This window comes from Mesorhizobium sp. M8A.F.Ca.ET.208.01.1.1 (assembly GCF_004791315.1).
Taxonomy (GTDB): domain Bacteria; phylum Pseudomonadota; class Alphaproteobacteria; order Rhizobiales; family Rhizobiaceae; genus Mesorhizobium.
The window spans coordinates 221,426-235,166 of record NZ_SRUT01000002.1 but is presented as its reverse complement, the minus strand read 5'-3'; the positions used below and the strand labels follow the sequence as shown (position 1 = coordinate 235,166).

General features: G+C 65.3%; 8 protein-coding genes. 7 read left to right on the top strand and 1 reads right to left on the bottom strand.

Annotation, left to right across the window (positions count from 1 at the left end; genetic code table 11):
- The first annotated feature begins 20 nt into the window (after positions 1 to 20).
- Positions 21 to 2,345, top strand: coding sequence for a Tex family protein (locus tag EN851_RS11650; protein WP_135929270.1), 2,325 nt, complete (start codon positions 21 to 23; stop codon positions 2,343 to 2,345).
- On the opposite strand, the gene EN851_RS11645 is transcribed toward EN851_RS11650, so the two are convergent.
- Complete coding sequence (locus tag EN851_RS11645) at positions 2,346 to 3,257, bottom strand: LysR family transcriptional regulator (protein ID WP_135929269.1); 912 nt, start codon at positions 3,255 to 3,257, stop codon at positions 2,346 to 2,348.
- A gap of 102 nt (positions 3,258 to 3,359) precedes the next feature.
- Here EN851_RS11645 and EN851_RS11640 point away from each other — a divergent pair, with 102 nt between their 5' ends.
- The 6 genes from EN851_RS11640 to EN851_RS11615 all read left to right on the top strand — a co-directional run bounded on the left by EN851_RS11640 (position 3,360) and on the right by EN851_RS11615 (position 13,732).
- Positions 3,360 to 4,556, top strand: a complete 1,197-nt coding sequence (locus tag EN851_RS11640) for an acyl-CoA dehydrogenase (RefSeq protein WP_127279617.1) — start codon at positions 3,360 to 3,362, stop codon at positions 4,554 to 4,556.
- Positions 4,557 to 4,670: 114 nt separating this feature from the next.
- The gene (locus EN851_RS11635; RefSeq protein ID WP_135929268.1) at positions 4,671 to 8,030 is read left to right on the top strand and encodes a transglutaminase family protein; all 3,360 of its coding nucleotides are present in this window, start codon (positions 4,671 to 4,673) and stop codon (positions 8,028 to 8,030) included.
- A gap of 6 nt (positions 8,031 to 8,036) precedes the next feature.
- On the top strand, positions 8,037 to 10,448 hold the full coding sequence (locus tag EN851_RS11630; RefSeq protein ID WP_127869855.1) for a circularly permuted type 2 ATP-grasp protein: 2,412 nt from the start codon (positions 8,037 to 8,039) through the stop codon (positions 10,446 to 10,448).
- Between the two features lie 12 nt (positions 10,449 to 10,460).
- Positions 10,461 to 11,345: a transglutaminase family protein gene (locus EN851_RS11625; RefSeq protein ID WP_127275605.1), complete on the top strand. Its 885-nt coding sequence runs from the start codon at positions 10,461 to 10,463 to the stop codon at positions 11,343 to 11,345.
- 245 nt (positions 11,346 to 11,590) lie between these two features.
- Entirely contained in the window at positions 11,591 to 12,529 is a 939-nt protein-coding gene (locus EN851_RS11620; RefSeq protein ID WP_135929267.1) for a glycosyltransferase family 2 protein, read from the top strand.
- Positions 12,530 to 12,640: 111 nt separating this feature from the next.
- Positions 12,641 to 13,732: a DNA topoisomerase IB gene (locus EN851_RS11615; protein ID WP_127275603.1), complete on the top strand. Its 1,092-nt coding sequence runs from the start codon at positions 12,641 to 12,643 to the stop codon at positions 13,730 to 13,732.
- Positions 13,733 to 13,741 lie beyond the last annotated feature (9 nt).

Genomic DNA, 13,741 nt, shown 5'->3' with positions numbered 1-13,741 from the left:
TCGAAAAGAGTGGGAATAACATGGCATCCGACATCAAGCGCATCGCAGCCATCATCGCGGCCGAAATCAAGGCGCGGCCCGAACAGGCGGCCGCAGCGATCGGACTGCTCGATGAGGGTGCGACGGTGCCGTTCGTGGCGCGCTACCGCAAGGAAGTGACCGGCGGGCTGGACGACACGCAGCTGCGCGACCTTGCCGAGCGGCTCGCCTATCTGCGCGAGCTCGATGCGCGCCGCGACACCATCCTTGGCTCGATCCGCGAACAGGGCAAGCTGACCGAAGAGCTTGAAACCAAGATCGCGGCGGCGGTCACCAAGGCGGAGCTGGAAGACATCTATCTCCCCTACAAGCCGAAGCGCCGCACCAAGGCCGAGATCGCCCGCGAGCGAGGCCTGGGGCCTTTGGCGGAGGCAATCCTCGCAGACCGCTCGCTGGTGCCCGCTGAGGTGGCGCTGGCGTATGTGACCGAGGAGGTGGCCGACGCCAAGGCGGCGCTCGAGGGCGCGCGCGACATCCTGTCGGAGCAGTTCGCGGAAAATGCCGATCTGGTCGGCAAGCTGCGGACCTACATGAAGGAGCGCGCCTTCCTGCGCGCCAGGGTGGTCGATGGCAAGCAGGAAGCCGGCGCGAAATTCTCGGACTATTTCGACCATGTCGAGCGATGGTCCACGGCGCCAAGCCACCGCGCGCTGGCCATGCTGCGCGGCCGCAACGAGGAAGTGCTGTCGCTGGACATCGAGGTCGACGCGGATGACACCTCGCCGGTGAAGCCGGTCGAGCGGATGATCGCCAACGCCTATGCCATCGGCGGCAGCCTGCCGGGCGACCGCTGGCTGATGGAGGTCGCCGGCTGGACCTGGCGGATAAAACTGTCGCTGCACCTGACGCTCGATCTGATGCGCGACCTGCGCGAACGGGCCGAGGAAGAGGCGATCCACGTCTTTGCCCGCAACCTGAAGGATCTGCTGCTGGCGGCACCCGCCGGCTCGCGGCCGACGATGGGGCTCGATCCCGGCATCCGCACCGGCGTCAAGGTGGCGGTGGTGGATGGCACCGGCAAGCTGGTGGCGACGACAACGGTCTATCCGTTCCCGCCGAGGAACGATGTGCGTGGCACGCAGGCCGAGCTTGCCGCGCTGATCCGCCAGCACAAGGTGGAACTGATCTCGATCGGCAACGGCACCGGCAGCAGAGAAACGGAAAAGCTGGTGGCCGACATGCTGTCCGATATGCCCGCGGGGGCAGGTCCGAAGCCGCTCAAGGTGATCGTCAGCGAGGCGGGTGCCTCGGTCTATTCGGCCTCGGCGGCGGCGGCGGCCGAGTTTCCCGGCCTCGACGTGTCGCTGCGCGGCGCGGTGTCGATCGCTCGGCGCCTGCAGGACCCGCTGGCCGAGCTGGTCAAGATCGAGCCGAAATCCATCGGTGTCGGCCAGTATCAGCACGATGTCGACCAGTACCGGCTCGGCCGCTCGCTGGAAGCTGTCGTGGAGGACGCCGTCAACGCGGTCGGCGTTGATCTCAACACCGCCTCGGCGCCGTTGCTGGCGCGCGTCTCGGGCCTCGGCGCGTCGCTCGCCGACGCCATTGTCGCACATCGCGATGCGACCGGACCATTCGCCAGCCGCAAGGAACTGCTCAAGGTGGCGCGGCTTGGACCGCGCGCCTTTGAACAGTCCGCCGGCTTCCTGCGCATTGCCAATGGCAGCGAGCCGCTCGATGCCTCGTCGGTGCATCCGGAAGCTTATGGCGTGGCCAAGAAGATCGTGGCGGCCTGCGGCCGCGACGTGCGTTCGCTGATGGGCGACAGCGCGGCGCTCAAGGCGCTCGATCCCCGTGTCTTCGTCGACGAGCGTTTCGGCCTGCCGACGGTGCGCGATATTCTGGCGGAGTTGGAGAAGCCCGGCCGCGACCCGCGCCCCGGCTTCAAGACCGCGACCTTCGCCGACGGCATCGACGACATCAAGGACCTGAAGCCCGGCATGCTGCTGGAAGGGACGGTGACCAACGTGGCGGCGTTTGGCGCCTTCGTCGATATCGGCGTCCACCAGGACGGGCTGGTGCATGTCTCGCAGCTTGCCGACCGTTTCATCAAGGACGCGCATGAGGTGGTCAAGGCCGGCGACGTGGTCAAGGTGCGCGTCGTCGATGTCGACATCAAGCGCAAGCGCATCGCGCTGTCCATGCGCAGGGATGGCGGCGAGGGCGGCGCATCGAAGGGCGGACCGCGCGACAATGGCGGCGGCAGGCCGGCGCCACGCTCGCCGGCGCCGCAGCGCCAGCCGGAGCGGCCGGCAGAGCAAGGTGCGTTTGGCGCGGCGCTGGCGGACGCGCTGAAGCGGAAGTAGCTACCACGCCAGAACAGCCGGCTCCTTCTCGAGCCGGCCCAGCAGCCAGTCTCGAAAACTGGCAACCGGTGGATAGCCGCGCTTGTCGTGGGGAACGACGAGGTAATAGGCGCTGCGGCTTTGCATCGGCTGGCCGGGCGCTGGCACAAGCTGGCCGCGCTGTAATTCACCCTCGATGAGGAGCAGCGGCAACAGCGCCACGCCGAGCCCTGCCATGCAGGCCTGGGCGGCGGTGCCGAACTGTTCGAACTGCATTCCGGGTCCGGTCGGAGCGCTCAGGCCCTGATGCTCGAACCATTCCGTCCAGGCGCCTGGGCGCGTCGTCATGTGCAGCAGCGGCAAACGGCCGATGTCGGCCGGCGTGGCGATGGCGCGGCCGGCGAGGAATTCGGGCGACACCACCGGCGCCACCGTTTCGCGCACCAGAAGCGTCGAGTCGGCTTCCGGCCAGTCCGGCAGGCCGAAGTGGATGGCCGCATCCAGCCTCTCCCTGGCGAAGTCGAAGCGGCCGACGCGGGTGACGAAGTTGATGGTTATGTCGGGATTGCTTTCGACGAAATCGGGGATCATCGGCATCAGCCAGCGCGTGCCGAAGGTCGGCAGAATGGCGAGGTTCAGGATGCCGCTATGCTGATTGCTCATCAATCCGAGCGCCGCGTCGCGCAATTGGCCAAGGGCGGAACGCACCGTCTCGGCATAGATTTCGCCTGCCGTGGACAGGCGGACGTTGCGGCTGTCGCGCTCGAACAATCGGCGGCCGAACTGATCTTCCAATAGCCTGATCTGCCGGCTGACCGCACCCTGGGTCAAATCCAGCTCCTGGGCAGCGGCGGTGAAGGAGCCGAGCCGGGCCACCGCCTCGAAGGCGGCGAGGGCACTGATGTTGGGCAAAAGGCGACGCTGGACACTCATGATCCATTCCTAACGCTCATTGATCGGTGAAGCAATTTCGTTTGATTTTTTCAAGGCACAGGCCGATAAGCCGGGCTTCACCCTTCGAAGGATCGAAAAGCCATGGCCGCCGACAAGAATGCATTCGTCTGGGAAGACCCGTTCCTGATCGAGGGCCAGCTTTCGGAAGATGAGCGTATGGTGCGCGACGGCGCTGCCGCCTTTGCCGCCGACAAGCTCGCGCCGCGCATCGAGGAAGCGTATCTCAACGAGACTTTCGACACGGCGATCTTCCGCGAGATGGGCGAGGCCGGCCTGCTCGGCATCAACATCCCGGAGGAGTTCGGTGGCCTCGGCGCAAACTATGTCACCTATGGGCTGGTGGCGCGGGAAGTCGAACGTGTCGATTCCGGCTACCGCTCGATGATGTCGGTGCAGTCGTCGCTGGTGATGTATCCAATTTACGCCTATGGCTCGGATGAACAGCGCAAGAAGTACCTGCCGAAGCTCGCCAGTGGCGAATGGATCGGCTGTTTTGGCCTGACCGAGCCGGATGCCGGCTCCGACCCCGGCGGCATGAAGACCCGCGCCGAAAAGACCGCCAACGGTTACAAGCTGACCGGCTCCAAGATGTGGATTTCCAATGCGCCGGTCGCCGACGTGTTCGTCGTCTGGGCGAAGGTGAAGGGCGAGAACGGCAAGGACGAGATCCGCGGTTTCGTGCTGGAAAAGGGCATGAAGGGGCTTTCGGCCCCCAAGATCGGCGGCAAGCTCTCGCTGCGCGCCTCGATCACCGGCGAAGTGGTGATGGAAGGCGTCGAGGTCGGCGAGGACGCGCTGCTGCCCAATGCCAAGGGCCTCGGCGGACCGTTCGGTTGCCTCAACCGGGCCCGCTTCGGCATTTCCTGGGGCTCGATGGGAGCGGCGGAAGATTGCTGGCATCGCGCTCGCCAGTATGGCCTGGACCGCAAGCAGTTCGGCAAGCCGCTGGCCGGCACCCAGCTTTACCAGAAGAAGCTCGCCGACATGCAAACCGAGATCGCGCTTGGGCTGCAGGCATCCTTGCGCGTCGGGCGGCTGCTCGACGAGGGCAAGATGGCGCCGGAGATGATCTCGATCGTCAAGCGCAACAATTGCGGCAAGGCGCTCGATATCGCCCGCCAGGCCCGCGACATGCATGGCGGCAACGGCATCCAGATCGGCTACCACGTCATGCGCCACGCGCAGAACCTCGAGACCGTCAACACCTATGAGGGCACGCATGACGTGCATGCGCTGATCCTTGGACGGGCGCAGACGGGGATACAGGCGTTCTTTTGAGCGACTTTAAGCCGGCAACGGGTTCTTTAGTTTAGGTGCGCCGCAACATCCGCTTGGAGAATGGCGGCCAGATGTGGCAGGGTTCGGCCAGCTAAACGCCGATCCCGGGGCCCCATGGCAATTCTGGCAGCCGTCTACCACCTGACCCACTACAAATATGACCGGCCGGTGGTGCTCGGCCCTCAAATCATCAGGCTTCAGCCTGCACCGCATTCCCGCACCAAGGTGTTGAGCCATTCGCTGAAGGTCGAACCGGCGAACCATTTCGTCAATCTGCAACAGGATCCCTACGGCAATTTCCTCGCCCGGTTCGTCTTTCCCGAGCCGGTGACGGAGCTGAAGATCGAGGTCGACCTCGTCGCCGACATGACCGTCTACAATCCGTTCGACTTCTTCGTCGAACCGTCGGCGGAGGCGTTCCCGTTCGATTATCCCGAGGAAATCAGGGAGGATCTGGCCATCTACCGGACACCGGAGCCGGCGGGGCCGCTTCTCTCGGCTTTCCTGGAATCCGTCGACCGCAGCGCGCCCAACACGGTCAATTTCCTCGTCGACCTCAATGCAAGGCTGCAGCGCGAGATCGCCTATATCGTGCGCATGGAGACCGGCGTCTTCTCGCCGGAGGAAACGCTGGCCGCGGGCAAGGGTTCGTGCCGCGATTCAAGCTGGCTTCTGGTGCAGATCCTGCGCAATCTCGGCATCGCCGCGCGCTTCGTCTCGGGCTACCTGATCCAACTCAAGCCCGACCTTGTCGCGCTGGATGGGCCCGCAGGTACATCGGTCGATTTCACCGACCTGCATGCCTGGTGCGAGGTCTATCTTCCCGGCGCCGGCTGGATCGGCTTCGACCCGACCTCCGGCCTGCTCACCGGCGAGAGCCATGTGCCGCTGGCCGCGACACCGCATTTCCGCAATGCGGCACCGATTTCGGGCATGGCGAGCTTTGCCAATGTCGAGTTCGGCTTCGACATGCGGGTCGATCGCATCGCCGAACATCCGCGCATCACCAAGCCGTTCTCGGATGAAAGCTGGCAGGCGCTGGACGCGCTCGGCAACAAGGTCGATGCCGCGCTCGCGGCCGGGGATGTACGGCTGACGATGGGCGGCGAGCCGACCTTCGTGTCGATCGACGATTTTGAATCCGCCGAGTGGAACACGGCCGCCGTCGGGCCGACCAAGCGCGAAAAGGCCGACGCGCTGATCCGCCGGCTGCGCGAGCGCTTCGCGCCGGGAGGCTTTCTGCACTACGGCCAGGGCAAATGGTATCCCGGTGAAAGCCTGCCGCGCTGGACGTTTTCGCTCTACTGGCGCGCCGACGGCGAGCCGGTATGGAGCGACCCGTCGCTGATCGCGCGGGAGAAAAGCTCGGCCGATATCGGGCCGAAACAGGCCGAAAGCCTGCTGACGGCGATCGCCGGCGAGCTCGGCATCGACACCTCCATGGTCAGCGAAGCCTATGAGGACCCAGCCGAATGGCTGCTCAAGGAAGGCAAGCTGCCCGAGAATGTCGACCCGTCCAACTCCAAGCTGGAAGACCCGGAAGAGCGCAGCCGCATGGCGAAGGTGTTCGAGCGCGGGCTGACCAAGCCGTCCGGCTATGTGCTGCCGGTTCAGCGCTGGAACAGCCAGGCGTCCGGCCAGCGCTGGCGGTCGGAAAAATGGACGACGCGGCGCGGCCGGTTGTTCCTGGTGCCCGGCGATTCGCCGGTCGGCTATCGTCTGCCGTTGGGAACGCTGCCCTATGTGCCGCCGGCGCAATTTCCCTACATCGTGCCTGTCGATCCGTCGCTGCCGCGTGGGCCGCTCCCCGTGCGGGAAGCGATCTTGCCGACGGCCGCTCCGGCCGAACTGGAAGGCGCCGACGAAATGGCCCGCCGCCAGCAGGCGGTATCCTTCACCGCTGTCAGTGGCCAGCAGGACCGCGTCGAGCAGGAGATCACCGAGATCGGCGGGGCGGTGCGCACGGCACTTTCGGTCGAACCGCGTGACGGAAGGCTGTGCGTTTTCATGCCGCCGGTCGAGGCGCTGGAAGACTATCTCGAACTCGTGGCCGCTGCCGAGAACGCTGCAAAGGCGATAGGCCTTCCCGTGCATATCGAGGGCTACGGCCCGCCGCACGATCCGCGCCTCAACGTCATCCGCGTGGCACCCGATCCCGGCGTCATCGAGGTCAACATCCATCCCGCCTCGAACTGGCAGGATTGCGTGGCGACCACGACGGCGATCTACGAGGAGGCGCGGCAGACGCGGCTGGGCGCCGACAAGTTCATGATCGACGGCCGCCACACCGGTACCGGCGGCGGCAACCATGTCGTGGTCGGCGGCGCCACGCCCAACGACAGCCCGTTCCTGCGCCGGCCCGATCTGTTGAAAAGCCTGGTGCTGCAATGGCAGCGGCGTCCCTCGCTGTCCTATCTCTTCTCCGGCCTGTTCATCGGCCCGACCAGCCAGGCGCCGCGCTTCGACGAGGCCCGACACGATTCGCTCTATGAGCTCGAGATCGCGATGGCGCAGGTGCCGCATCCCGACCAGGGTAATCCACCTCTGCCATGGCTGGTCGACCGCCTGTTCCGCAATCTGTTGACCGACGTCACCGGCAATACGCACCGCTCGGAAATCTGTATCGACAAGCTGTTTTCCCCCGATGGCCCAACTGGCCGGCTTGGCCTTGTCGAATTCCGTGGATTCGAGATGCCACCCAATGCGCGCATGTCTCTGGCGCAGCAGTTGCTGGTCAGGGCAATCATCGCACGCGCCTGGAAGAACCCGCTCGACGGGCGCTTCGTGCGCTGGGGCACCTCGCTGCATGACCGCTTCATGCTGCCGCACTATGTCTGGGCGGATTTTCTCGAGGTGCTCGACGACCTCAAGCTCAACGGCTTCGAGTTTCGGCCCGAATGGTTCGACGCCCAGCTCGAATTCCGCTTTCCCTTCTGCGGCGAAGTCCAGCATGCCGGCATCAAGCTGGAGCTCAGGCAGGCGCTGGAGCCGTGGCATGTGATGGGCGAGCAGGGCGCGATCGGCGGCACGGTGCGTTTCGTCGATTCCTCGGTCGAACGGCTGCAGGTCAAGACCGAAGGTCTCAATCCGGAGCGCCACGCGATCGTCTGCAACGGCCGCATCGTGCCGATGAAGGTTACCGACGACAGGGAGGTCGCGGTGGCGGGCGTGCGCTTCAAGGCCTGGCAGCCGGCCTCGGGGCTGCATCCCGCGCTGCCGGTCAACACACCGCTGGTGTTCGACATCTATGATCGCTGGTCCGGCAGGGCGGTTGGCGGCTGCGTCTACCATGTCGCGCATCCCGGTGGGCGCAACTACGACACGTTCCCGGTCAACGGCAACGAGGCGGAGGCACGGCGGCTCGCCCGCTTCGAACCACGCGGCCATACGCCGTCCGGCTATGTGTTGCGCGAGGAACAGCCGGCGGAAGATTTCCCGATGACCCTTGACCTCAGGCGTCCACCAAGACTGTGATCTGACATGGCAAAGGGGAATCACAAAAGGGTGCGCGGCAAGCCGCAGGCCCACAGCCTGCTGGAGCACTACCAGCCGATCGATGGCGTCGTCGACGAGATGGTCGACGCTTCGGGCAATCCCCGTCCGGTCTGGAAGCATTTTGTCGAGGCGCTGGACGAACTCGGGGCCGAAAAGCTCGGTCAGCGCTTCGCCCGCGCCGACCAGTATCTGCGTGATGCCGGTGTTTACTACCGCGTCTATGACAAGGCGGGCGCCAACGAGCGCGAATGGCCGCTGGCGCATATTCCCGTGCTCATCGAGGACAGCGAGTGGCAGGCGATCAGCGCCGGCCTGGTGCAGCGCGCCGACCTGTTCGAGGAAATTGTCGCCGATATCCATGGGCAGAACCGGCTGATCGACAAAGGCATCCTGCCGGCAGGGCTGATCGCGGCGAGCCCCGAATATTTGCGGCCCGTGGTTGGCACCACGCCGGCGGGGGGGCATTTCCTGCACTTCTGCGCCTTCGAACTCGGCCGGGGCCCTGACGGCCGCTGGTGGGTGCTGGGCGACCGCACCCAGGCGCCTTCAGGCGCCGGTTTCGCGCTGGAGAACCGCGTCGCCACCACGCGCGCCTTGTCCGACATCTATGGCGAGATGCATGTGCACCGGCTCGCCGGCTTCTTCCGCCGCTTCCGCGATGCGCTGATCGGCATGGCAAAGGAGAGCGACGGCCGCGTCGCCATCCTGACGCCGGGCCCCCTCAACGAAACCTACTACGAACACGCCTATATCGCCCGCTACCTCGGCATCATGCTGCTCGAAGGCGAGGATCTGACCGTTTCCGGCGGCAGGCTGATGGTGCGCACCGTGTCCGGCCTGATGCCGATCAGCGTGCTGTGGCGGCGGCTCGACGCCGCCTTCGCCGATCCGCTCGAACTGCGCCCGGATTCGCAGATCGGCACGCCGGGCCTGGTCGAAGCGATCCGGCAAGGCACGGTGTCCACCGTCAATGCGCTTGGCTCTGGCCTGATGGAGACGCGTGCGCTGCTTGCCTTCCTGCCCAAGATCGCGCGCGAATTGTGGGGCGAGGAGCTGCTTTTGCCCAGTGTGGCGACATGGTGGTGCGGGCAGGAGACGGAGCGCGCCCATGTGCTCGCCAATATCGATCGCATGGTGGTCGGCCCGGCGCTGTCGACAAGACTTGCCTTTGAGGATGACGGACAGACAAAGCTCGGCTCGGCGCTGTCGGTCGGGGAACGGGCGGAGCTGGTGGCGCGCATCGAACGCGATGGCGAGGCCTTCGTTGGCCAGGAAGCGGTGACGCTTTCGACGACGCCCGTCTATGTCGGCGGCTGGCTGGAGCCCCGGCCGGCGAGCCTGCGCGTCTATCTGGCGCGCACGCCCGAGGGCTGGACGGTGATGCCGGGCGGTTTTGCCCGTGTCGGCCTGTCGCTCGACCCGACGGCGATCGCCATGCAGCGCGGCGGCCAGGCGGCCGATGTCTGGGTGGTCAGTGACAAACCGGTCGAGCGCGAGACGCTGCTGCCGCAAGAGGGTGACAGCTTCAACCGCACCAAGCCGGGCAGCCTGCCCAGCCGCGCGGCGGAAAACCTGACCTGGCTCGGCCGCTACATCGAACGTTCGGAAGACACCGTGCGCATCTTGCGCGCCTATCATGTGCGGCTCGCCGAAACATCCGATCCCGATATGCCGCTGTTGGCCGACATCAGGGACTATCTCGAACCGTTCGGCATCGATGTCGAGACGGCGATCCCGTCAGGATTGATCGGTACGCTCGACAGCGCCGTCTACAGCGCCGGCCAGATCCGCGATCGTTTCTCGCCGGATGGCTGGCTGGCGCTCAAGGATTTGTCGAAGACCATCCATCAGTTCGCTACCACCGTGGCGCCCGGCGACGACGCGACGCGGGCCATGACCGTCATCCTGCGCAAGCTTGCCGGATTCTCAGGCCTTTTGCATGAGAACATGTACCGTTTCGCGGGCTGGCGCTTCCTCGAGATCGGCCGGCGGCTGGAGCGCGGCATCCAGATCGCCGGCACGCTGGCCCGACTGACCGGCAGCAAGGCGCCGGATGGCGCGCTGGATATGATGCTGGAGATCGGCGACAGCGTCATGACCCATCGCCGGCAATATCCGGTGCAGGCCGGCCGGCGCACGGTGATCGATCTCCTGGCGCTCGATCCGCTCAATCCACGCTCCATCCTGTTCCAGTTGGAAAGGCTGAAGGCCGAGATCGGGCTGTTGCCGACGACAGGCGGCGAGGGGCATATGTCGGCAGCGGCCAAGGAGATCCTGCAGCTCAACACGGCCATCGCCATCAAGGAACCGGCCGACATGACGACGAAGGCGCTGAACGAACTCGCCAGCGAAATCGGCGGCCTCTACAACAGCCTCGCCAGAGCCTATTTCGGCTAGAAAGCAATGGCCATGCTGTACGACATCCGGCTTCTGCTCCATTACGACTACGCCGCCGCTGCCGGCGGCGGCCGGCATCAGGTGCGGGTGCTGCCGCCGACCATCAGCGGCGTGCAACGGGTCATCGCCGCTTCGCTGTCCTTCGAGCCGGCGCCCAATGAACGATCCGACTTCACCGATTTTTTCGGCAACAACGTCACCTCGATCGCGTTTCGCGACGCGCATGAAGCGCTCGACATAAGGATGAGCGCGCGCGTGGCGGTGTCGCGGCCCGAGCCCGGGCTCGACGTGTCGCCCGATATCGGCCGGCTCAGGCGGGAACTGGCCGCCGTGCGGTCGCTGGCGCCCGCCTCGCCGCACCATTTCCTGGCCGCCAGCAGCCATGCGGGTATCGATGCGGCGATCACCGCATTCGCGCAAGACAGCGTCGGAAACTCGGCCGCTGGGACGGCGACGGACCTATGTAACCGCATCCATCGCGATTTCACCTATGATGGCGAAGCGACCACGGTGCGGACCCGGGCCAGCGATGCCTTCCGGCTGAAGCGCGGGGTCTGCCAGGATTTCTCCCACATCATGATCGCCGGGCTGCGCGGTCTCGGCATTCCGGCCGGCTATGTCAGCGGCTTCCTGCGCACCATTCCGCCCAAGGGCAAGCCCCGGCTGGAAGGTGCGGATGCCATGCATGCCTGGGTCAAGGTCTGGTGCGGGCGTGATGCCGGCTGGCAGGAGTTCGACCCGACCAACGGCATGCGGGCTTCCAACGACCATATCACTGTCGGTTACGGGCGCGACTATTCGGATGTGGCGCCCATCGTCGGTGTGCTGAAGACGACCGGCGGCCAGGTCGGGGAGCAGGCTGTCGACGTCATCCCGGTGGTGCTCGAAAAGGCGTGAAAACGGGCGTGCCGACTTGCCCGGCGCCGCGAGTGCCCGCGATAGATGGAGTAGACTTCTCAAACATCGATGAGGCCATTGGAGCAGTTCACCGTTTCACGGAAACGGCGAGCCGCTCTAACCCCTTGATTTGGCGCAATTCCGAACGGAAAAACCGTTTCGCACTTTACCTGGAATTGCTTTAGTCTGTATTCGTTCCGAGGGAGAATAGTCTTAAGCGGCTGCGTACAGGTGCGGGTTTGTCATTGAAAACTGTCAGCGTCGTCATACCCGCGCACAATGCGGCGGCAACGATTGCCAAAACGCTGGCGTCGCTTGGCGGAGAGGCCGGGTTTATCGGCGAGATTCTGCTGGTCGACGATCAATCGACCGATGGCACGGCCGATGCTGCGCGGCAGGCGGCGGCGCGATCCTCCCTGCCGCTCCGTGTGCTGCCGGCCAATTGCCGCGACGCCGGCGGCGCCCGCAACCTGGCGCTCGATGAGGCGATCCATCCATGGGTCTACCTGATCGATGCAGACGACCTGCATCTTCAGGGTGGCTTGCGCTCCTTGCTGTCGCAAGCGGAAAGCCAGCCCAAGGCCGACATGATCGTCGGCGCCTTCCGGCGCAGGGTGAACGGCGAGGACCGGCAGATCAAGGTGCCAAACGGATATACCGCGGCCTGCCTCACCAATGCCTCCGCCTATGTGAAGGGGGATATACGCTCGGTGGCGGTGGGCAGTGTGCTGGCTTCCCGGCGTCTCATCGGCGAGACCCGGTTCCCGGTCGGGCTCGCCTTCGATGAGGACACGCTGTTCTGGGCGCGGCTGATGAGCAAGGCGTCGCTGGCCATGGTTCAGCGTCCCGTCATGATTTACGAAGTTTCAGCGGAGCGCTCCGATGATCGCTTCACGGTCAACCCGGCGCGCCGCTTCCTGGATTGGCGCCGGGAGTTGCGGAAGCTCACCAATTGCGGCATCCCGATTTCGGCACTGAAAGCCAGGGAGGGCCTTGTCGCGCTCAAGATCGCCCGCGTCCACTATGCGCGGGGCGACCTGGAGACCGCGTCGCGCTTCCTGGCGGTGGCCGCGGCCGCACCGAAGCGGCGTTCGGAAGCCTGGCGCTGCCTGCGCTACACGCTCAAGCTCAAGGTGCGGCGCCGGCTGTCCTTTCCGCTGACCCAGATGCAGGGCGCGTTGTAGGCCTCGCGCCGCGCCAGGTGCCGACGCCAGCAGGATCGCCTGCTTTGCAGGCGGCGTGTGGAACCAGCAGTCAACCAGCAGCTTATCTACGCGTATTTGCGTGGAGCTTACATGCTGCAGAGATCAGGATTGTCGCTGAGCCCGTCGGCGGAGACAGATGCATCGCCGCGGAACGGGGCGCAAAGCTCAGCCGAGCATGCCGCGCTGACCTATGTCAGCGATGCCGAGCCCGGTATCCGCCGGCTGAAGGCGGGCAAGGGATTTACTTACAGGGGACCGGAGGGGAAAGCGGTGTCCGACGCCGCCAGGGCGCGCATCGCGGCGATCGTCATTCCGCCGGCCTGGACCGATGTCTGGATTTCGCCCGATCCGAACGGGCATATCCAGGCGACCGGGAGGGATCAGCGGGGGCGCAAGCAGTATCGCTATCATCCGCAATGGGCCGAGGAGCGCGACGGCGCCAAATATTCGAGCCTCGTCGCTTTCGCCCAAAGCCTGCCGGACCTTCGGCGCAGGATCGACAGAGACCTGCGCCGTCGCGGCCTGCCGCTCGAACGCGTCGTCGCCGCGGTGGTCTGGCTGCTCGACAACACGATGATCCGCGTCGGCAATGCCGCCTATGCACGCGACAACAAGAGCTTCGGCCTGACGACATTGCGGGACCGGCATGTCGACATCAAGGGATCAAGCCTGCGCTTTGCCTTCAAGGGCAAGTCCGGCAAGGAATGGAGATTGAAGCTGGTCGACCGCCGCATCGCCGGGATCGTTCGGGGCGCGCAGGACCTGCCGGGGCAGAAGCTGTTCCAATATCTCGACGAGGACGGCAACAGGCGCCCTGTGCGCTCCGACGACGTCAACCACTATATACGCGAAGCGGTCGGCGACGCGTTCAGTTCGAAGCATTTCCGCACGTGGGGCGGCACCATCCACGCCGCGTCACTGTTTGCGCAGACGCAACTGCCCGAAAGCCAGGCGCAGCAAAAGCGGGTGATGAACAGCGTCATCGACAAGGTGGCCGAGCGGCTGGGCAACACGCGTGCGGTCTGCCGCAAATGCTATATCCATCCGCAGGTTTTCGAGGCCTGGTCGCAGGGACGGCTGCTTGCCGAAATGGCGGAAGCCAACAAGCGCAAGCGGTCCATAGACGGTCTCGATGAGGAGGAGGCGCTTGTGCTGAGATGGCTGGAAACACACGAAAGCTAACCCGGCGCG

Excerpts from the sequence above, each read along its gene's own strand:
- EN851_RS11650 (WP_135929270.1), top strand. The coding sequence starts at position 21 with ATGGCATCCGACATCAAGCGCATCGCAGCCATCATCGCGGCCGAAATC.
- EN851_RS11635 (WP_135929268.1), top strand. The coding sequence starts at position 4,671 with ATGGCAATTCTGGCAGCCGTCTACCACCTGACCCACTACAAATATGAC.
- EN851_RS11630 (WP_127869855.1), top strand. The coding sequence starts at position 8,037 with ATGGCAAAGGGGAATCACAAAAGGGTGCGCGGCAAGCCGCAGGCCCAC.
- EN851_RS11625 (WP_127275605.1), top strand. The coding sequence starts at position 10,461 with ATGCTGTACGACATCCGGCTTCTGCTCCATTACGACTACGCCGCCGCT.
- EN851_RS11615 (WP_127275603.1), top strand. The coding sequence starts at position 12,641 with ATGCTGCAGAGATCAGGATTGTCGCTGAGCCCGTCGGCGGAGACAGAT.
- EN851_RS11645 (WP_135929269.1), bottom strand. The coding sequence starts at position 3,257 with ATGAGTGTCCAGCGTCGCCTTTTGCCCAACATCAGTGCCCTCGCCGCC.
- EN851_RS11640 (WP_127279617.1), top strand. The coding sequence starts at position 3,360 with ATGGCCGCCGACAAGAATGCATTCGTCTGGGAAGACCCGTTCCTGATC.